The organism is Pantoea sp. 1B4, assembly GCF_016925765.1.
Classification (GTDB): Bacteria; Pseudomonadota; Gammaproteobacteria; order Enterobacterales; family Enterobacteriaceae; genus Pantoea; species Pantoea agglomerans.
On record NZ_JAEUWZ010000001.1, the window covers coordinates 403595 to 423411 of the forward strand.

17 protein-coding genes, 1 tRNA gene and 2 pseudogenes are annotated in these 19817 nt (G+C 49.5%); 18 read left to right on the plus strand and 2 right to left on the minus strand.

All coding sequences use genetic code 11. The features are described 5' to 3' along the window. Window positions 1-3 precede the first annotated feature (3 nt). Both JNO11_RS01850 and JNO11_RS01855 read right to left on the minus strand, forming a co-directional pair. Window positions 4-639 carry a hypothetical protein gene (locus JNO11_RS01850; protein ID WP_010251615.1) on the minus strand — a complete coding sequence of 212 codons (636 nt, stop codon included), beginning with the start codon at window positions 637-639 and terminating at the stop codon, window positions 4-6. A gap of 129 nt (window positions 640-768) precedes the next feature. Next, complete coding sequence (locus tag JNO11_RS01855; RefSeq protein WP_010251612.1) at window positions 769-1278, minus strand: DUF2501 domain-containing protein; 510 nt, start codon at window positions 1276-1278, stop codon at window positions 769-771. A gap of 544 nt (window positions 1279-1822) precedes the next feature. On the opposite strand from JNO11_RS01855, the gene JNO11_RS01860 reads away from it, so the two are divergent. The 18 genes and pseudogenes from JNO11_RS01860 to JNO11_RS01950 all read left to right on the plus strand — a co-directional run bounded on the left by JNO11_RS01860 (window position 1823) and on the right by JNO11_RS01950 (window position 19807). Then, a complete protein-coding gene (locus JNO11_RS01860) occupies window positions 1823-2224 on the plus strand; it encodes a DUF2382 domain-containing protein (protein ID WP_010251609.1) in 402 nt (133 codons plus the stop codon). 16 nt (window positions 2225-2240) lie between these two features. After that, window positions 2241-3236: a YsnF/AvaK domain-containing protein gene (locus tag JNO11_RS01865; protein WP_083070269.1), complete on the plus strand. Its 996-nt coding sequence runs from the start codon at window positions 2241-2243 to the stop codon at window positions 3234-3236. A gap of 220 nt (window positions 3237-3456) precedes the next feature. Next, window positions 3457-4488: a DUF1176 domain-containing protein gene (locus JNO11_RS01870; protein ID WP_325177636.1), complete on the plus strand. Its 1032-nt coding sequence runs from the start codon at window positions 3457-3459 to the stop codon at window positions 4486-4488. 211 nt (window positions 4489-4699) lie between these two features. Beyond that, window positions 4700-4784, plus strand: a tRNA-Leu gene (locus JNO11_RS01875). Between the two features lie 983 nt (window positions 4785-5767). Further along, window positions 5768-6076 carry a hypothetical protein gene (locus JNO11_RS01880; protein WP_325176861.1) on the plus strand — a complete coding sequence of 103 codons (309 nt, stop codon included), beginning with the start codon at window positions 5768-5770 and terminating at the stop codon, window positions 6074-6076. A 4-nt stretch (window positions 6077-6080) separates the two neighbouring features. After that, the gene (locus JNO11_RS01885; RefSeq protein ID WP_325176862.1) at window positions 6081-6593 is read left to right on the plus strand and encodes a hypothetical protein; all 513 of its coding nucleotides are present in this window, start codon (window positions 6081-6083) and stop codon (window positions 6591-6593) included. 71 nt (window positions 6594-6664) lie between these two features. Continuing rightward, window positions 6665-7916 (plus strand): annotated as a pseudogene (dpdA, locus tag JNO11_RS01890) (tRNA-guanine transglycosylase DpdA). Further along, window positions 7913-9042 (plus strand): annotated as a pseudogene (gene dbpB, locus JNO11_RS24735) (DGQHR domain-containing protein DpdB). The pseudogenes dpdA and dbpB overlap by 4 nt, the downstream one beginning before the upstream one ends. Before the next feature lie 278 nt (window positions 9043-9320). Continuing rightward, the gene (locus JNO11_RS01905; protein WP_325176865.1) at window positions 9321-10052 is read left to right on the plus strand and encodes an SNF2-related protein; all 732 of its coding nucleotides are present in this window, start codon (window positions 9321-9323) and stop codon (window positions 10050-10052) included. 28 nt (window positions 10053-10080) lie between these two features. Beyond that, a complete protein-coding gene (gene dpdE, locus JNO11_RS01910) occupies window positions 10081-11799 on the plus strand; it encodes a protein DpdE (RefSeq protein WP_325176866.1) in 1719 nt (572 codons plus the stop codon). 28 nt (window positions 11800-11827) lie between these two features. Next, a complete protein-coding gene (locus JNO11_RS01915) occupies window positions 11828-12499 on the plus strand; it encodes a hypothetical protein (protein ID WP_325176867.1) in 672 nt (223 codons plus the stop codon). Continuing rightward, window positions 12499-13092 (plus strand): hypothetical protein, encoded by a 594-nt coding sequence (locus tag JNO11_RS01920; protein WP_325176868.1) that lies wholly within the window; start codon window positions 12499-12501, stop codon window positions 13090-13092. The genes JNO11_RS01915 and JNO11_RS01920 overlap by 1 nt, the downstream gene beginning before the upstream one ends. A 149-nt stretch (window positions 13093-13241) precedes the next feature. After that, a complete protein-coding gene (dpdF, locus tag JNO11_RS01925; protein WP_325176869.1) occupies window positions 13242-15059 on the plus strand; it encodes a protein DpdF in 1818 nt (605 codons plus the stop codon). Further along, window positions 15043-15951, plus strand: coding sequence for a protein DpdG (dpdG, locus tag JNO11_RS01930; protein ID WP_325176870.1), 909 nt, complete (start codon window positions 15043-15045; stop codon window positions 15949-15951). Before dpdF ends, dpdG begins: the two co-directional genes overlap by 17 nt. Beyond that, entirely contained in the window at window positions 15951-16505 is a 555-nt protein-coding gene (locus tag JNO11_RS01935) for an AAA family ATPase (RefSeq protein WP_325176871.1), read from the plus strand. The genes dpdG and JNO11_RS01935 overlap by 1 nt, the downstream gene beginning before the upstream one ends. Next, on the plus strand, window positions 16427-17497 hold the full coding sequence (locus JNO11_RS01940; protein WP_325176872.1) for a hypothetical protein: 1071 nt from the start codon (window positions 16427-16429) through the stop codon (window positions 17495-17497). The genes JNO11_RS01935 and JNO11_RS01940 overlap by 79 nt, the downstream gene beginning before the upstream one ends. Before the next feature lie 61 nt (window positions 17498-17558). Then, window positions 17559-19025, plus strand: a complete 1467-nt coding sequence (locus JNO11_RS01945) for a hypothetical protein (RefSeq protein WP_325176873.1) — start codon at window positions 17559-17561, stop codon at window positions 19023-19025. Then, complete coding sequence (locus JNO11_RS01950) at window positions 19022-19807, plus strand: hypothetical protein (protein ID WP_325176874.1); 786 nt, start codon at window positions 19022-19024, stop codon at window positions 19805-19807. The genes JNO11_RS01945 and JNO11_RS01950 overlap by 4 nt, the downstream gene beginning before the upstream one ends. Window positions 19808-19817: the final 10 nt, after the last annotated feature.

Genomic DNA, 19817 nt, shown 5'->3' on the forward strand with positions numbered 1-19817 from the left:
TGATTAGTGCTTCGGACGCTCCAGCGCCTCAAGCAGTTCCGGGAAGAAGTCCTGCAGGATTTCAGGCGTCATCAGTTCGGGATACTGCATCAGATGCTCGCGGATACGCTCATTGATGTCCGGCAGCAGACGCTGGGCCGCGGCGCTGGCGGTGATTTTATGCTTCTTCATGGCGCGCAGCAGATCGCCTGGCAGCGCGTCTTCATCGTCGGCGTCATCTACCATCTCCAGCGCGTCCAGTTCGTCGAACATCTCCATCAGTGCTTCGGTCTGCGGCGTGCGCGACTCATATTCACGCGGATGTTCATCTTCCAGGAAACGCAGCATGGCGCGCATTGGCGTGCCGTCTGGCGTGGAAGGCGGCTCGGTAGCGAACCAGCTCAACAGCTGATGCATGGTGACCTGATGGACGCGAAAGCCGCTGTCGACCAGTTCATCGGCCAGCAGCTCGGCGGTTTCGTTTTCAATCACGCAGATGTGAGTACGTTTGGGTTCGTACTGCTCCAGCCACTGGTAGATCTCTTCAATCACGCCATCGTCATACTCGAATTTTTTGGTGACATAGCTGTCGTCCTGTTCGTGAACGCAGGCCTGAATCTGATCGGGGTCGAAGTAAAGTGCGATGTTGATGCCTTTCATGCGTGCTGTCCTGTAGAAATCAAAACAACACTATAGCGCTCAACCCCAGGTTAAGGGAATGTCAGGCATCACAGCAGTGGGGCGTTTAACGCTCCCCTCAGAGCAGAGAGGGGAGAGAAGGGAAGGAGATCAGGAGATAAAGTTTTTGCCCTGCTTCAGCACCACGTCACAGGCTTTGGTTTTCAGCTTCTCACCCATCGGCGAGTTGCTCAGGCTTTGCAGATTCAACTGCTGGCCGTTACCGGTATTCAGCAGACCGGCCACGCCCTGGGTGTAGTCGGTTTTCTGTTCCTGCGCGGTGGTGGTGTTCAGACCGAGCTTGCTCAGCACCTGATCTTTTACCGACTGCACATTGTTTTTCACCACGTTATGTTCGACACAGTACTGCATCACACCGGCGGCGTTGGTCATGCTGTTGGCGCTGACCGCTTTATCGCCGCCACCCAGCATGCTGGTAATGGTAGAAAGCGACATGCCGCCATTCTGCTGCGTGGTGCCGGTGGTGCTGCCGTTGTTCTGCTGGCTGAGTTGCGACGCTGCACTGCTCAGCTGATCCTGCCAGCTTGCCGCTGATGCACTGCCTGCGACCAGAAGTGCCGCCAGTCCCCATCCCCACGCACTGCGTTGTGCTTGCTTCATTTCAACCTCGGTATGTGCTTATTCAGTTTTCCTAAGAAAGGCTGACGGGCAGAAAGTTCCTGACTTCCTTTTATAAAAAGCGTCTTAAATAGCACTTTGGGAATCTTCTGTAATAAGAGCGATAAAATATTCAGATGCTTGTGGGTGTTATTATTCTGTGAAGTGATTAACTGAAGGCAGTAATAAGCACATCCCGCGGAAACATTATTTAATATCCTCACGATGTTTATCAGGAATCGTCCTGGTTTAAATTAAAGTTACCGCTTTGCTTATAGCGTGTTTTCTAAGCGCTTGCGTCTGGTCTGGTAATATTTACCTGCGAAATCATATTAATATAAATTCATGTATTTTATTTATTTTTTATTTTTAGCGTAGCGGTGATTTAAGCCGGGTTGCTGTTTTTTGATGCGGTTTTTTGTACCGTAATTAAATTGAGTTAGCGGAATTTTTTATTATTCCGGCTTGCGAAATCAGCCAGAGTGTTCATGCTTAATCACTGTGTCAGGCAGTTGTGGCAGATATTTAATTTAACGGGAGCGATATTATGGCTGGACAGCCAGAGCACAATAATAATGCAGAGGTCACGCTTAAACTCGCTGAAGAGCAAATAGCCCTGACGAAGCAAAAGATTGTGGATGGACATGTCCGTGTTACCCGCTCCACAACTGAGCATGACGAGGTCATCAGTACACTGCTTAACCGGGAGAAGGTTGAGGTTGAGCATGTAGCGAAAGCGCAACCCGTTGAAACGATGCCCGAAATCAGGGAAGAGAACGGTGTACTGATTGTCCCGGTAGTAGAGGAAGAAATCCAAATCGTCAGAAAGCTGGTGCTTAAAGAGGAGATCCACATCCGAAAAGTGCAGGAGAATGTTCCTTTTCAGGAGGTGGTGACCCGACGTGAGCAGCAGGTGAACGTTGAAAGAGATGACGATCAAATTAGCTAACAGAGAGGAACCTATCATGGCACATGAAAAAATCGTAACACTGTTCGATTCTGCAATTCAGGCAGAGGCCGCGAAAAGAAATCTCGTGAAAGCAGGCTTTTCTGATCGGGACATCAGTCTTATCAGTGGAGAACGTTTGCAGGAGGAAGGACACTCTATCCGCCATCCCAGCATCTGGCAGCGTCTGTTTGGTCACTCCGTTGATAAAGAGCAGGCCGATGTTTACACCAGAGCGATGGACAAGGGAGGCGTAGTGCTGACTATCCGCACCGAGGAGGAGAAGTTGGCTCGCGCCATGACCATTCTCCATTCTCATGACTCGGTGGACGTACCGTCACGTATGCAAAGCTCGGTTGAGAATGGCACCACCGCGCCGGGCATCAACCCGACGACGGCAGGTAAGCAGTTTGCTGGCGAGACCAACGACCGCCAGGTTGAACCGCGACGCACCTCACTGACCGGTGATGAGAGCGAAGCTGACATTCTGCGTCTTGCCGAAGAGCAGGTGGAAGTGGGTAAACGTCTGGTGAGTGAAGGCTCTACTCGTGTTCGCCGCTACACCGTGACCGATACTGTATCTGAAGATATTTCGCTGCATGAGCAGCACGCTGACATCTTCCGCCGTTCGGTGAATGAACCCGCGCTGGCTGGTGAAGTGGACTGGTCAGAGAAAACCGTCGAGGTCGCTGAGACCCATGAGCAGCCGGTGATCAACAAAACGACCCACGTGAAAGAAGAAGTGGTGGTGCGTACCGACGGCAGTGATCGTACCGAGACGATTAACGACACGGTACGCCGTCAGGAAGTGGATATCGACCATGCACGAGGTGGTCTGGAGCGCGAACTTCCGGGTACGACCGCAGGGGTAAAACCTGCGACCGCCGCAGCAGGCACGCAGTCACCAGGTGCACATAACCGTGACCACAAAGAGAGCCTGACTGAGAAGGTGAGTGAGAAAGCCAGCGAAGTGAAGGATAAGGTCGGAAACAAACTGCACGATCACTCGCATTGAGGCGCTTATCCTGACAACAACAGGCGCTAATGGGCACCGCTGATGCCAGATGCTGAGCATGCAAGATGCAATAAGGAGCCAACCGTGAGGTTGGCTCTTTTTGCGTTTGTGGGGCAGTAAAAACGGACAACGGCGTCATATCTTCTTCGGTATAATCAGGAAATATCTGCGCAGGCCGGGCAGGAATAAAACATAAGGGAATAAAGTGAACTGTAAACCGATGCTTTTCGTACTGGCGGTGTTCTCCCTGACGGCTCAGGCCGCCCAGAGCGGAAAAACGCTTGAGCACAAAGACTGGGAAGTGGTCTGTGATAACACCCTGACCTGTCGCATTGCGGGTTATGCCAAAGAAGAGGATCCGTCCGGCTCCATTCTGCTTACCCGTGCCGCTGGACCAGGAACGGAGCCAGTGGGAGAAGTGACGCTGGGTGATACCGAAGATGACAGCACACCGGCGGAAAAACTGACGCTGTGGATCGACGGGAAATCAGCAGGCGATCTGGTGGCGGCTGATGATAACTGGCGGCTTTCGGCAAGTCAGACCTCTGCGGTAATCAGTGCCGTCAAAGGCAGCGGTAAAGTCGAATTTAAAGGCGGCACAAAGCCTTTCCTGCTTTCCGGCGAAGGCGCTTATGCCGTGCTGCTGAAAGCTGATGATGTTCAGGGCCGTATCGGCACGCCAGGTGCACTCACTAAAAAGGGCAATAAACCGGAGAGCAGCGTGGCTAAAGCTGTGCCTGCACCGGTTATTCAGGCGGCAAAAACCCTCAGCGGCGAACCCCGTTTGCTGACCGCACCAGAAATCGACGCGCTGAAAACCCGACTGCTTTCAACGGTCAATCATAATGACGATGACACGTGCGACAGCCTGTATTCACCTGCAGAAAACAGTGATCCGGAAACCGATGGACTCACGCTTACGCCACTGGACGACACACACGCTTTGCTTTCGGCGCTCTGCTGGCGTGCCGCTTATAACGAAGGATATGGTTACTGGGTCATTGATAACCAACTCAAAGGCACGCCAGTGCTGGTAACGATTTCCGGGTCGGATTACGACAAGGGCGAAATTACCAGTGTGCAGAAAGGCCGTGGTATCGGTGACTGCATGAGTCAGGAAAGCTGGGTATGGGACGGCAAGGCTTTCCGCAAAAGCTATGACGGCGGGACCGGCATGTGTCGTTATATCCATGCGGGCGGCACCTGGGATCTGCCGACGCTGGTAACGGACGTGAAGCCTGTTTCGGGTTAGAGCTTTTGTTACGCCAGTGAAACAGGAGAGCTGAAGTGACTGCTTTACGGCAGGCGAGGGTGAGTGAAGAATTTCTGCCAAGGATGCCACGCAGTATCCTTAAGAACCCAAAAGACGTTTTTTTCAGCAGTTGCACCTTCGCCTGCGGATAAGGGTTGCGGAAACAGGGGGTAACGGTATAATCCTCAACGTTTTCCGCATACCCTTCAGTGCCGAAGTGGCGAAATCGGTAGACGCAGTTGATTCAAAATCAACCGCCGCGAGGCGTGCCGGTTCGATTCCGGCCTTCGGCACCAAGTATGCAAATTTAAGTCGCTCATGGGCGGCTTTTTTTGTGTCTGGGATTCCGGTTTGCTCAAGCCCTGCCACGCTTTATCACCCACCCTATGTTCATCCTGATACGATCTGGACCAATGGTATAAGGCAAATGCCGTTGCGGATTTATCCCGCTTGATACCTAATTCCCACACAAAAACCTCAAAAAGGGCTTAACACGGCTCTGAAAGATATGGAAGTCTTGACAAGCTAAGCCTCAAGAAATGGTTTAGCATTTTACTTATGATCTGAACTTTGAAGCCTATCCTGGTCATATAAGCTGGTTGAAGTTAGTGTTTCTTAACTAATTGAATAGTATATGTTTATTTTAAATTTTGAATTGGTTTTTAAATCGAAAATTGTTTAAGTAAGGTTCTTGCCAGGTTGCACTAAGATGTTAGTGTTGTAAGTATGGGATAAGATGAATTGGAAAGGTATCCTTGAATCGAAACCAATAATTTTTATAAATTTACTATGCGGACTACTCAAAGGGGGGCATTATGAAGGCTTTCGATACCCAACTTGCTATGAGCATTATATCGCACTCTACTGGTGGCTTTAGCTACGATACCCTTGCCAGAGCACTGATAACAAATGATAAAAGTGAAGAGCCTAAGGTACTTCTGGAGACATGTAGAACTTTTTGTCTCTCTTTGGAGAAGGAAGGGATTCTTAGGAGGTGTCAGGATTGCTCAAGTTCTCAGGATGAATACTTTGAATATATCCCTCACTGAGAACTGCCCCTGAAGATTTTCTCAGGGGCATCAATTCGTTTCTTGCAACGTCCCTTTTTTCTGAGGTAGCTTTGCTACAAATTTTTGGGAGGGCGCTTGTGAGTAATATCAACTTAATAACAACATGCACAAACGGCAAGAATAGTGGTGGCAAAGCGATATTGAGCTTAAGTCAGTTTTCATCAGGCCGCACTCCTTCATGTGTACTAGTAAATTCGTGGTGTAACGCTATGAGTGAGGCTATTTCTGAAAAAGAAACTTTACTCACTGAGGATCTTTATAAAGGAGGGCATTGGGCGATTGCTAAAGCTACTCTTAGTCAGTATCCCATTGATCTATGGGTTCTTTCTGCAGGTCTAGGCCTGTTGCATCATAAAGACAAAATCGTACCCTATAAAGCTACGTTTGCAGCAGGCTATGACGAATCTATACCATTGTATTCAAATGAGTTTTTTGGAAAAACTTTTCATAGAACATGGTGGAAAGAGATAACTGAAAGATCTTTTTTCAAAAAAAGATCACCCTACATCTATTACTGAGTTGATGAAAAAAAAGCGCACAGATTATTTTATAATTTGTGGTTCTCCTGATTACATCAATGCTATTGAACTTGATGTTATTAATGGGCTTAATTATCTTGTTGATTCAAATAAGCAGTTAGTAATTATAACCTCGAAAAAAGTCACGCAAAGACTAGACTGTTATTTATTAAAGAGCAATCAAAGTATGGCTGGCTTTTTAAATTGCAATATGATTTCACTTAATATTAGTCTTGCTCGCTATATAGTAAAGGAGTTCACAGAGAGACAATGTAATGATTTAAATAAACTCTCACGACAATTATCAGAAAAGCTAAACGGATTACCTGAGCGTCAGCCTAAGAAAGGAACTCGACGTACCGCTCAAGAAGTCAATCACTACATTGTGAAGCTTATGAGTCAGCAACCTGGTTTGAGTGCTACGCATGCTCTTCGGGCTTTTCGTGATGAAGGAAATTCCTTTGAGGAGAAGCGGTTCCGCGCTGTGTTCAAGGCCATAAGTGAGAGCAAACCTTAATGCTACCAGATGGGATTCCATGATATAATTGCTTGTTTTTTTAGACCTTGTAGTGGTGTCAGGAGAGTAAGTTGTCGAAGCTAAAGTATTTTTTTCCGGATAGTCAGGATTTTATCGATCCAAGTTTCGACTTCTTCCGCGAAACACGTAACGAACATCGCGTTCGTCAGCGTGACGATCATTATCCGCATGAGATTTTTCCTCATCCCTACGACGGTATGCTGGTTTCTAAAGCAGTAGTCGATGGTCTTGGTGGTGGTGAAAGTAAATATACCCGAGCTCAACGTTTACGGTACTTCCGTAATGGTATGAAGCACTTTTTCCGCTTGCCCGACAATATGGAAACGATGGGAGATTGTGGCGCATTCACATATGTTAATCAGGATGTGCCGCCATATCGAGTAGAGGAGGTCATTGAGTTTTATGAAACCTCCCGTTTCAATTATGGCGTATCCCTTGATCATATCGTATTTGGTTATGAGAAACCTGGAGAGGTATTCGGTGGTGAAGTTTTGGCCGAATGTCGGCGTCGTCAGGATATCACGCTGACTCTGGCTCAGGAGTTTCTTAACAAGTCGCACAAAAGTTGCTTTACCCCATTTGGTGTAGCACATGGTTGGAGCAAGGATTCCTATCGGCAGTCTGTAGAAGCACTTCTGGCTATGGGATACAAAAACATCACGATGGGGGGGAATGGTGCCTTTAAAAACGGTGCAGATCCTCGAGACACTGGAAGAGATCAAGCCACTACTTAAAAGCGATACGCAAGTGCACTTACTTGGTATTGCTCGTCCAGAGAGTTTTGTAGATTTTATTAAGTTTGGCGTTACCAGTATCGACTCCACAACCCCATTGCAGCAAGCCTTTAAAGATCGAAAAAATAATTACCACTCTCTTGCTGGCCCAGCCTATACCGCTGTGCGTGTACCTCAATTTGACGCGAACCCAAGCTTGAGCCGGAAAATTAAGTCTGGAGTTATTGATCAAGATGTTGCACGTCATCTGGAAAAAGATGCCATGAATGCCCTGTTTGAATTCGACAAAGGCTCGATGTCACTAATGCAGGCATTAGAAGCAGTTTTAGCTTATGAACGCTTTCATTCCGGTGAAAAAGAGGCGGATAAGATTCGCGCAGACTACCACCGTACTTTAAGTGAGCGTCCATGGAAGCAGTGCCATTGCAATATTTGCAAGTCCATTGGCATCAACGTCATCATTTTCCGCGGCGCAGAACGTAACCGTCGCCGTGGTTTCCACAATATTCAGGTGTTGTACAGTCGCTTACAACAGACTTTGTCACAGCGCCCAGAGGAATTGTCATGAGTGAATATCGTGTTCCTGCCTTGAGAATCAGGCAAGGAGAAAACAGGCAACTTTATAGCCTCGCGATAGAAGGTAAACAGATTAGTAAAATCGCCGCGATATCTCGTATTCGTCGTGGCGAAGAAAGTTTGATTGGTTATCAACGGCCAGAGGTTCGCAATCATATTCGTGAAATCCAGCGTTATATCGAAAGCGTTAACCCAATGATCCCAAACCCTGTCATTATTGCTTTCGATCAGCGTGTGCGCTTTGAGCCGCTATCAGATAATGGTGATATGGGGCATCTGGTAATTCCCTTTTCCGAAGACAAGGATTTTGAAAAGCCTGGCTTTATTGTTGATGGACAACAACGTACAGCAGCACTTCGGGATGCTGAGATAGACTCGTTTATGATGCCAGTATCAGCATTTATCGCCAATGATGCCGAAGAACAACGTGAACAATTTATGCTGGTGAACTCGACTAAACCCCTGCCTAAAACGTTGTTATACGAATTGGCACCGCACACTCATGGTCGACTTCCATCAGATCTGCAGATGCGTAAATTTCCATCACTTCTGACTCAGAGACTTAATTTTGGCGAAGGTCCTCTGGCCGGTCGCATCAAGACTGCGACGAACCCTGATGGAGTAATTGCCGACAACTCAATGATCAAGATGATCGATTCCAGCCTGCGTGAAGGGGCATTGTATCGCTTCCGTGACCCAGCGACTGGATTGGGGGGATGAAGGTAAAATGGTTAAGCTGTTAAATAACTTCTGGTCAGCGGTGGAAACTGTGTTTACTGATGACTGGGATAAAAAAGCCTCGCTATTCCCGCTTGTTACACGGCGTTGGCATCCTTGCGCTGGGCAGCCTTATGGATGAAATCGATCACGTGCATCAGGAATACAAAGGTGAAAACGGCTGGACCGATATCCCTTCCTATATCCGCTTCGTTGAAGAGTTAAATCGAATCAAGCCGCTATGCGCATGGAGTAACGGGACGTGGGACTTTGGGACTGACATCGATGGTCAGCGCATTGTTCGTAAATGGAATGAGTTACAGAATCTGTCCAAGGATATCTCTTTAATCACTAACTATCTTGTAACTAATTACATTAAGCAGGTTAGTACAGAAATTTAATTTCTATTAAGAAAAATCACCCTGCATTGAAAAATGCAGGGTTTTTTTTGCTTTGAGAAAAATAAAAATAATTTTAATAAGTAAAAGTTAGAAAATTATTTACATATTCATTGATTTCTAATACTTTCATGAAATGATTAGTTATATTGATGATTGTCAGGAAAGGAAGCGCTGTTAAACGCTATACTTATAGTTATTAACTGTAGAGCCTTACTTTAACTAAAAAATAATCATTATTTTCAGTGCGTTAAGAAATAAAATGCGAATGGTAAAAATTTATGAATGAAGCTAAGACGCTTTGTGTAGGTAGTTTGGTTAGCTCGCCTTATGGAGTCGGCAGGATTTTGAGCCTCAATGAGGATGAAGCCTTGGTTAAGTATTTTGATTCCCCAGCAAGCTATGAAGGTATAAGCCAAACTGTCGACATAAAATTTCTACAAAGGACTCAGTTATATGCAGAAGACCTAGTTTATCGTTTTAACTATGAACATGCCTATTGGCAACTAGCGCGTGTTATGGGTTATGTACCAAATGGGGTCCGTCTTCATTTTCCCAATAAACAGCAGGAAGACGTTTGCTTAGCTGATATTTTTGTCCGCTGGGATCGACCTATTAGTGATGCTGCGGCACTACTGTCCGAGCGCATTACCTATACTCCCTTCTGGCAGGATGCCCGTCTAGCTTATCAGCATCAGATGCTGAAACAACGCAACGCCTGCGCTGGAATTACCTCTTCGCTGTCGTCCAGTATTGAACTCGAACCTTATCAGTTGGCCGTCGCACGTCGGGTCTTATCTGACCCCATTCAGCGCTATCTACTGGCAGATGAAGTCGGCCTTGGGAAAACCATTGAAGCTGGGCTGATCGTGCGGCAACACGTCATGGAAAATCAGTTCACTCACTGCGTGGTGATCTTGGCACCCAAGGTTCTTCACCGCCAGTGGCAGCAGGAACTTTCCGCACGTTTCCACCTAGGGGGAGTTACTGAACGAGTCGATCCATGTCATTGATATAACTGATTTCCGCGAAGAGAATCCGTTGCCATTCCGCCCTGATATGCTGGTAATTGACGAAGCTCATCAGGTCGGTGCTTGGGCATGGGACGCAGAGCATGAGCAGCAGTACGCTAGCGTGAACCAACTGGCGCAACAAAGCGCCAAATTGCTGCTGTTGTCGGCAACGCCCGTGACCGGCAACGAAAAGAACTTCCTAGCCATGTTGCATCTGCTGGATGCCAATAATTATCAGCTGACTGAAACTGGGCTGCTGAAATTTCAGCAGCGTATCCAGCAACGCGAAGAGATAGGTTCACTGTTCTATGCGTTTAACTGTGATAACGACAACATGACGCTGGAAGATAACCTGCATGCCTTGACCGAACTGTTTCCGGAGGATGAAGTTCTTCACGGACTGACTGCGCAGTTGCTCCCCCATTTAGAGATGCTGCAGCCTGAGCAGAGTGAAACGCGCGATCTGCTGATCAATACAATCCGACACTACATCGGAAACCGTTATCGTCTTCACCATCGCCTGCTGCGCAACCGCCGTAGCAGTCCTAGTATCAGCATCCTTATGCCCGGTTTGTCAGGATTGTCGCTGAAAAAATATACCGCCACGAACACCAATAACGACATGATGATCGCCTGGCGAGAATCGGCAGTGATGCTATATCCACAGGACCAGACGTTTGCCGCGATTTACCAGTTACTGTTTGAAGCCGCCATCGCCACACCGGAACTGCTTGCACGACTCGCCACCAGTCGTTTACAGCAGCAGCCACTAAGTGCTGCACAGGGCTTCTTATACAGTGAATCACAACTCGCATTGTTGCAGTACCCGTTGTTTGACGGCGAGAAGAATATCCTGCAGGAGTTGATAGACCGTTGCATCATGGAACGTGATAGCAAGCGTAAGCGCTTAATTGAAGTACTGGAAATACTTTTGGACAGCAACGCTAAAGAGTTCCCTTACATTGTGGTGTTCTGCGATCAGCCTTGGGTGGCAGATCAAGTCTTTACTGACTTGATGATGCCGTTTATTGGCAAAATCCAGCGTCACAACCCCGATAAAGAAGTTCGCTTTGGCAAGGGAAGCAAATGCCAGATCCTGGTGTGTGATCGCCGGGCTGAAGAAGGTGTCAATTTACATGGTGGTCGTAAAATTGCGCTGCATTATGATCTGTTACTTTCACCTAATCGTATGGAACAGCGCTTAGGTCGTTTGAATCGATATTGTGCGAACGAGAATGCGACCTCCATCCTCAGCATGGCGCTGGTGAGTGAAGCAGATGACCTGCAAAATCAGTGGCTGGCTATTCTCAATAATGTTTTCAACATTTTCGAAGATTCTATTGCCAGTTTGCAATACTTGGTTGATGAAGAGTTACAGTGGCTTAGCGCCAATCTCTATCCGTTAGGAGAAGAGAGCATGATACAGCTTAGCGCACGTTTGGCGGGTGAGGATGGTCGCTTGGCAGAAGAAAAACAGCGAATCGAAATGCAGGAAGTCCTTTTGCAAATCGACGGCGATATCATCGAAGCCAGGGAGTATGCTGATGCGCTGGCGGAGATCGATGAGAATGAAGACGAATTCCGCCAATGCGCGAGTAATCTGCTGGGTAAGGTGTTGAAATTTGATGTTATCCGGGATGAGGATACTCCGGCAGCACTGCGGTATCGTTTCAATCCGGGGGGATTGGAATGCTGGTACCTTAGTCAGCCCGCAGCGCTTACAAAAACACTGCCTGCTGGGCTTTGATCTCAACAAGTCAGGCGGGAATTCTCCTGTGACCTGGCCATTAAGCTATAAGCGCTCAGATTCTACTCAGGGTAACATCCGCCCTGCACGGCTAGGCGAACCTTTCCACGATGCCATCCTGAGACTGCTTGATTTTGAAGAGCGCGGTATAGCTAGCGCGGTTCTACGCATCACGCCCAGCATGGGTGAAGAGCAAAAAATTTTTTTCCGCTACGATTTCCTGATTGAGGCCGATGTTAACACTCCAGCGCAACAGCGCCTGGCTGACTATTTGATGCCACCTCAAATCATGACTCTATGGCTGAACCAAGCGGGTGAGCACATCACCGATGCGGACGTAATGACTATATTGGATGAGCCTTATTCTCCGCAGAAGCGCGGCGGACGTCACCTTAACCTGAATGAGCAGCGTTGGGCGCAGATTGCCCATTGTTTCAGTGCCAAAGAGTGGCGAACTTGGTGTAATGATAGCTACAGTATTGCCCAGCAATTGGCGGTGGGCCAGTTCGCCGCACAACAGGCTCTCGGCTTAAGCCGTCTAGAAAAATATTTGAGTAGTGCCTTGCTACACCACGCTGACCAGCAGGAGACCGGGCAGACGCTGCGCCATAGTATTACATGGCCGAAGATCACCACTCTGGCAACACGTGCGTTAATCATTGCGTCAGAAGCCCTACTGCACAAGGATTCACAGATCTGATGAAACTGGCGCAACTGATTGAGCAATCTAGTATTACATCAGCATTGAGGGAGTGCCTGCTTCCGGATGCGAACGCCGGGCATCTCGATCGCCGGGCGCTAATTCGTGACTGGCTATACCGGGAAAAATATTCCCACCACAGCGATAACGAGTTGACGGTCCCTGATGATAGCTACCCCGGTTGGCCAAGTCTGGGAGAGTGGGAAGCCAGCGGTATTCACTGTCAACGACTAGGTCACACCTTTTTGCTCAGTGCTGGTCCTGCCTGGTGCCCGCAGTGGCTGGAACAGGGAGATATCACACCTTTTCTTGACAACGATCTGCACCAATTACGTCGCCAGGACACACGTGTGCCGATGGACCATATTCTGCGCCCAGTTTTAAAATTTGATCACTACCAAGCTCCAGGCCAGCGAGATGCGATACGCCGGTCACTGTTCGCACCACCGGGTAGTACGCTGCTGGTTAATTTGCCCACCGGCACTGGTAAGACGTTGGTGGCTCAGGTACTGACATTAATGGCCCCTCCGCAGGGGGGCGATGTGTCTATTGATAGCGCCAACGACTGCGCTGGTGATGGAGCTAACACGTAGATTCCGCGAGTTGTTGAGCGAAGCCGGTGGTCGAGTTGAATCGGTCTCTGCTTGGTACAGCGATCTGCCGGCGCAGGATAAAAGCGATACGCGTCAGCGTATTAGAGTCGGGGAACAGAGACTGATCGTCACCTCTCCCGAAGCTGCCTGTGGCTCACTGCAGTTTGCCCTTTTTTGACGCGGCCAAACAAGGCGGCCTGCGCCATGTTATCGTCGATGAGGCGCATATTGTCGCCAGTTGGGGCAATGGCTTTCGTCCGCATTTCCAGCAGTTGGGTGGATTAATCCGCGGGCTTAAACGCATCAGTCGTAAAGCGAAGTTAACACCATGTTCTACATTGCTTATGAGCGCGACCATCACCGAAGCTAGCCGTAAAACTCTGCGTGATACTTTCGATCAGCAGATGATCGAGGTCCACGCTAGCCATTTGCGCCCTGAGCCGGCTTACTGGTGCTATCGGGCGACAGACCATAGTGATAAACAGGATAAGGTGCTGCAGTCGTTGGCGCATGCACCGCGCCCTCTAATCTTCTACGTGACTCGACCGGAAGAAGCTGAAGAGTGGGCGCAGATTCTGCGCGATCAGGGGTATAAGCGGCTTGCTACATTTACCGGTGATACGCCGGATGCCGCACGTCAGAGACTGCTGGAACAATGGAATAATAATCAGGTGGATATCATGATTGCCACCTCGGCGTTCGGCGTTGGTATGGATAAAAATGACGTGCGTACGGTGGTTCACGCTACTGTGCCCGAAAATATGGACCGCTTCTATCAGGAAGTGGGTCGAGGTGGGCGCGATGGTTTTGCTTGCACCTCACTTCTGATTTATGAACATAAGGATGTCAGCCAAGCAAAACGGCTCTCTTCTCAAAAACTCATTGGTCGTGAATTGGGTCTGGAACGCTGGAAAACGCTGTGGGGAAGGGCAGAGCACGTGGGTGATAACTTATATCGTATTGATATTGAAAGAATCCATGGCAATCTTAATTTTCACAGTGATGAAAACCAGCTTTGGAATCTGCGTACCGTACTGATGATGGTACGTGCAGGTGTGTTAGAACTAGATACTGACCTGCAAAGCCCGCCGGATAAGAGCACGTTTGCCGATGTCAGGCACTATGAAGCGGCATTGGAGCAACTCTTGCAAAAGAATCAAAACTCTCTGGTGGTGCGCATTCTGATCGGCAACCATACTGGTGAGGCGTTATGGAACACGCACATTATTCCTTCACGTGAAGAGACCCGAGAAGCGGCAAGAGCTAACCATAATACGTTAATCAACTGGCTGCATACCCCCAAACTCATCCCGCTATGTGAGACTTTGGTGGACCTATATTCATTGACGGAATATACCCCGGGCCACGCCTGCGCCGGTTGCCCGGCCTGCCGAAAGAGTATGATGTTAAACAGCGGTTACGTGATCCCTCCGCCGTTGCTGCTCAACCCGATAGTATCGCCTTCACAGGAGTCGTTAAACCGCTGGCAGGAGTTGAGCGGGCTGTCCTTTTCAAGCTGTTTTATTATCTACCCTGCGGTGACCGATGATGAATGGGAACGTGAGGGCTGGTATCACCGCGTCGCGACGTTACTGGTACAACTGCATCGCGCAGGGATTGTCCAGCGCATATGGTCGGCTCCGGCCTTGCTACATAATGTATTCAGTGCCATCCCGCGTGGTGAGCGCTTGACCCTGCTGAGCGACGAATTGTGTGTGGTCGGCGAATCGGTGGTGGATAACGATGTGATGGGTGAACTGGCAGAATTGATCCTTCCTACTCCAGAGTCTTGCGCCAGTGGCTACCTACCGTCATTCAGCCTGGCCCCATTGCAATTGACATTGATCCCGCATGATATGCCCGATCCCCACCACCCCGGAGGGACGCATTACATTCATCTCGATAATCACAATTGGATCACCATCGAACAACTTCAAAGGAAACTAGACCGTGTCGATTATCAATAATGCCCACGGAGGCAGTCAGTATGCCGTGCTAGCTGCATTTTATCAGGTGCTGAAAGCCAGCCCAAAAAACACGATGCCGCGTGAAAAACTGATGGCGCTCTGTGCACCGGAAACGTTGCAAACGGGTGACGCACCGGATGCAAGAGGTAAAGCGCCCCAAGAATTAAGAGCGTGGCTGGATCTGGGGATACTGTCGGAAGAACCGGTAGGCGATACAACTGAAATCAGCCTCAGCTCGAACTATTTCAGCACAAAAAATATGCCGCTGCGGCAGGCTGCACGCCGCTGCTTACAGTCCCCGGAAAATAACAGTGACCTAAGTTCACGCAATCAACGTGCCGTTGACCTCACCCTGCTCGCAGCGCTGCTGCTGGCACTGGATGTGTATAACAACGCCGATATCAGCACGCGTAATCTGGAAGCGTTAGTAAATCAGTTCCTGCCCGATTTCCGCATCAATAAAACTAACGAAGTTCCGATTGTACCTGGCTATCTAAACTGGCTGGGCTATGCCCAGAAAATTACCCGCGACAGCTTCGCCATCGACCCCACGGATGCTATCCGGGAAGAGCTACCGTTCCTGATGCGGCCTGGGGAACAACTGCCCATCGGCGAAGCGTTGCAACGTCTGAATCAGGCACTGCCGGTCCTTGACGGTGGCAGCTATCGCCAGCAGGTAGAGGACCGTATCAGCCAGCATGGCTGGCAACCACTCAGCGCTAACCGAATTTCGACCTCGCTGTCGCGCGCGCTGCTGCGGCTTCAACTCTCCGGGATGATCAATATGAAGGCGGAGTCTGACGCCAGCGGCGCAATGCAGTTAACCGGTAGAAAAGGGAGTGTGTTGCGTACCGTGACCCATCTTAAATTAACTAGCTCAGGAGCCCACTAATGCCACAATTACAGAGCTACTGGCCCGACGAAGAGAACGTTACCGCCTGCATCCTGACCGAAGCCGAGTCACTAGCCGACAGCCAATTGCTGGCGGTCCATGAACCTATGCATCTCGACCGCGTCGAGTTTCACAGTGGTAAGGTCATTCAGGTGGGTGAGGGGGCGCTGCTGGACTTTCTACTGGAACATAATCGTCCATTGCCGTTGATTGGAGCCTCTGGCGTGGGGAAATCCCATCTAGTGCGCTGGGTCCATGCGCAACTTAAACGCCGAGAAGATCACGCAAAATATCATATTATTCGTATCCCCAAAAATGCGTCTTTGCCGCGCGTGCTTACTACCATCTTAGAAGACTTAAAGGGTGAGCAGTATCAGAGTATCCGCGAGAAGGTAAACGGGGTCGGGCAGCAGTTGATTCCTGAAAATGTGGCCGAACATATAGCTCTCAAGCTGCGTCAGGCACTAAACGCAGCTTGGAAGTCTGCTGTAGAAGAACTGCAACAGGAGCAGATGGGGAAAATTCAACTGGACGAAAGCAGGAAAAAAAGCTGAAAGAAATCCAGCAACACGCAGCATCAACTCGGCTTCCCGCGCTTTTTTTTGACAGTGTAATGACGAAGTATTTTACCGATCCTAGGGCCTGCTTGCACAATATTGCGCTGCGCTTCTGTAAGGGTGCTGACGATGAGAGTATTGCCAACTTACGTTATGAAATGTCTTCGGAAGACTTCACCTTCAGTGACCTGAATCTCAGGCAAGTTTCACCGGCAGTGCTCCCCTACCTGGTCAACCAGCAGTTGCTTACCAATGATGAAAAAAAGCAAGCAGCGGCTCGCGTTGTTAACGAGGTGATCCCTCAGGCGTTGGGAGACACCTTTGGAGAATTGTTCAGCTTTAACCGGGCCAGCTTCCAGGACCTGATGCGCATGATTCGCCGCCAGTTGCTGGCAGAAGACCGCAGCCTGATCTTATTGGTGGAAGATTTAGCCGCTACCTCAGCGATTGAGGACGTACTGATCGACTGTCTGCTGGAAGAGGAGGGGTACGAAGGCAAAAAGGTGCTGTGTACCCTGAACTCGATTATTGCAGTGACCGAGGGCCACGACAGCTTTAAGCGTCATCGTAATACGCTGGGCACCCGTGCCCGCTATGAATGGGTGATCCAGCAGCAGCACGCCAGCGAAAGTGATACATCACTGAAAAAACGCGTTGTGGACTTCTGCGGCCGCTATCTTAACGCAGCCCGCCACGGTACTGTTGCGCTGGAAAAATATCACCATCAGCAGGATGGGCAGCGCTATAGGGATACTCCGGTATGGCAGGATCAGGAGGTACTGGAAAACGAATGTGCTGCGCCCGCGCTGGCGAGTTTCGGCCACAGCAGTTACGGCCATCCACTGTTTCCATTTAATCCGGCAGCAATCGGACAGTTGGTTGAACGCCACTGTCAGGATAAAGAACACGGGTTGGTTTTCGTCCCGCGAAATATACTGAACGCTATCCTGCGTGAACCGCTAAAAAAATTATCGCCAGAGCTATCTTGATGGGCAATTCCCGCCGTCAGGGTATGAAGGGATTATTTGCGGTCAGGAACTTCAGCAAAGGGTGCGCCTGTCCGGTGTTAGCCAGCCCGATCGGGTCAATTCACTGCTGGCCATTTGGGGCGGTAACAGTGCAAACTTGGTTGGCCTGACACTAGCCATCTGTGAAGAATTCGGCCTGCCGCAAGCTGCAGAACTGTTGGGTGATCCACCACCACTCGGACGCGATGATCCACTGCCACCCGGAGGCGATGATCCACTGCCATCCGGAGGCGATGATCCACTGCCATCCGGTGAAGTTCCAGCCATTCAGCAATGGAAAGCCGCGCTGGAAAAATGGAACCAAGGCAACACGCTCGATCAAGCCAAAGCGCGTGATATCCGTAAGTGGTTACTTGAAGCGTTGATTGCGCGTATTGACTGGTCAACCGAGCTGATTCAGACCTCGCTCACGGCCAGTTCAACAAAAAACCAGGGAAGGATCCACTTACCCCGCGTGCTGGTGGGTAATCAGTCGCGCCCGCTTGTGACGCTTAAGGATACTCCCGAGCTGTACAGCGCCTGCTTGGCGATGGCGCGCTTCAACCTTTACCAGAACTGGGATTTCGAGGGTAGTGAGATCGATTATGCTGCCTTCCATAACTTTGTCGACCGTATTGAAACAGAAGTAAAACTCACCGTGTTGCAGGAAGAACGCGAGGAGCTTTCCAGTATTGTCAAAGACCTACAGTTGAGTTGTGCATTCCTTGGGCTGGATGGTTTTTCATCTCCAGTCTCGACAACTTTAGTGCAAGCCCTGTTAACAGAACCACGGTCTACGGACAAAAGCCATCCGCTGCTGGACGACTTCTTAACCCAGTCGCGAGTAAGCGTGATCGATGAACACTGGAACCTACGCGAGCGTTTAATCGCGCTTACTGCGGCGAAAAAGTTGAGCGCCCAACCCTATGCCATCAACGGATTAATGTTGGTGGAAGCGGCAAAAAGCCAACAAGTCGCAGCCGGGAAACGACCGAGTAAGATCCACGAAGTCAAAAACAGACTGGGTAGTTACCGGACCCTGCTGCTGAAGACTCAGGAGGGCATTACTGAACGCCTGAGCGACGGCAAAAGCTCCAGTCTGGCAACGGTTAATATCTGTGACATCATGAAGGAGATAGTCGAACTGGCGAACAGCGCTGATGCCGTCCGCCCGGTGGGTGAAACGGTGCCGGTTTTGCTGAAGTTGTTAAAGGGCTGGAAAGAACCTGAGTTGAAAAACCAGATCAGACAACTGGAGAAACTGACTTTGCCAGCCGATAACCCTCAGGTGTTGATGAAAGAAATTCTTGCCGTTAACGGCAAACAATACGAGGCATTTCGGCTACTGTTGGAAGCCTGGAGCAAGTTCGAAGATGCTACCGGCAGCTATCTGCAGCAGCGTCACCGTGATGAGGGCGGCGACCAGATTGAGGGAGCCGAAAATGAGATCTCACAAACCCTGACAAGGCTGACTGAGCAGTTAACGCTACTGGAGAAGAACTTAGCATGAGTGAAGTAATCATCAGTGAAGTGGTAATCTCCAGCGCGTCGGAAGAGATTAGCGTTTTTGCACGGCGCAGCGGCGAATTTAAAACGCGCCTTGAGCGCCATCAGCAACTGGAAAAGGCTCAGGAGATACGCAATAGCCTGCTGCAGGTGGCGCAAAAAATCGATGCCCCGGCGAAAAAACTGGCGCAGATCCTCACAAGCTATCTGCTGCTACGACAGGTTTGTGATAGTGAGAGCGGTAATCCTATTGTTGGCCTGTTTGACCGCGAAACTTTTGGCAATCCGCAGGCCCTGCTGGCGGCCTTTCTTCAGCAGTACGAGGCGCGTACATATGATGTTGCTCAAGCCCAGGAGTTTGCTCTGCTGGTTCTGGAAATTGAGCGTTTAGCCAGTACTCTCAATGAACATACCAGCGCTGCGTGGCGTGAATACATCCGTATGTTAAAAGCTCAGTGGGAAGTGGACCAGAGACTTTTCAGCAACCTTGCTCATCAGGAAGGACAACGAAAAGTACAACAGCACTACTGTGACCTTGTCGCTAAGTTCACCAACAGTAGTCGTGGGCTGCCAAAAACTGCTGGCGAAGTTGAGGCCATAATCGACTTGCATGAGCAACTTTGCGAACAGCGCGTCGCGCTCAAGCTGGACGTGCCAGAAGAGGTCAATCTCTTCCTCAAAGCCGTAGCCGGGCAAGGTGCCGCGCTCGATATGTTGACGCCTAATGTACTCAGTTGGCTGACTGAAGAAGACGACCTGACGCGCTATCGTATAAGACGCCTGTAAGGAGCCTTAG

What these genes read in the sequence shown, in the direction of transcription:
- JNO11_RS01950 (WP_325176874.1), top strand. Translation starts at nt 19,022, where the DNA reads ATGAGTGAAGTAATCATCAGTGAAGTGGTAATCTCCAGCGCGTCGGAA.
- JNO11_RS01870 (WP_325177636.1), top strand. Translation starts at nt 3,457, where the DNA reads ATGCTTTTCGTACTGGCGGTGTTCTCCCTGACGGCTCAGGCCGCCCAG.
- JNO11_RS01935 (WP_325176871.1), top strand. Translation starts at nt 15,951, where the DNA reads ATGCCACAATTACAGAGCTACTGGCCCGACGAAGAGAACGTTACCGCC.
- JNO11_RS01880 (WP_325176861.1), top strand. Translation starts at nt 5,768, where the DNA reads ATGAGTGAGGCTATTTCTGAAAAAGAAACTTTACTCACTGAGGATCTT.
- JNO11_RS01855 (WP_010251612.1), bottom strand. Translation starts at nt 1,278, where the DNA reads ATGAAGCAAGCACAACGCAGTGCGTGGGGATGGGGACTGGCGGCACTT.
- JNO11_RS01885 (WP_325176862.1), top strand. Translation starts at nt 6,081, where the DNA reads ATGAAAAAAAAGCGCACAGATTATTTTATAATTTGTGGTTCTCCTGAT.
- JNO11_RS01850 (WP_010251615.1), bottom strand. Translation starts at nt 639, where the DNA reads ATGAAAGGCATCAACATCGCACTTTACTTCGACCCCGATCAGATTCAG.
- JNO11_RS01920 (WP_325176868.1), top strand. Translation starts at nt 12,499, where the DNA reads ATGAAACTGGCGCAACTGATTGAGCAATCTAGTATTACATCAGCATTG.
- JNO11_RS01905 (WP_325176865.1), top strand. Translation starts at nt 9,321, where the DNA reads ATGAATGAAGCTAAGACGCTTTGTGTAGGTAGTTTGGTTAGCTCGCCT.
- JNO11_RS01860 (WP_010251609.1), top strand. Translation starts at nt 1,823, where the DNA reads ATGGCTGGACAGCCAGAGCACAATAATAATGCAGAGGTCACGCTTAAA.
- JNO11_RS01865 (WP_083070269.1), top strand. Translation starts at nt 2,241, where the DNA reads ATGGCACATGAAAAAATCGTAACACTGTTCGATTCTGCAATTCAGGCA.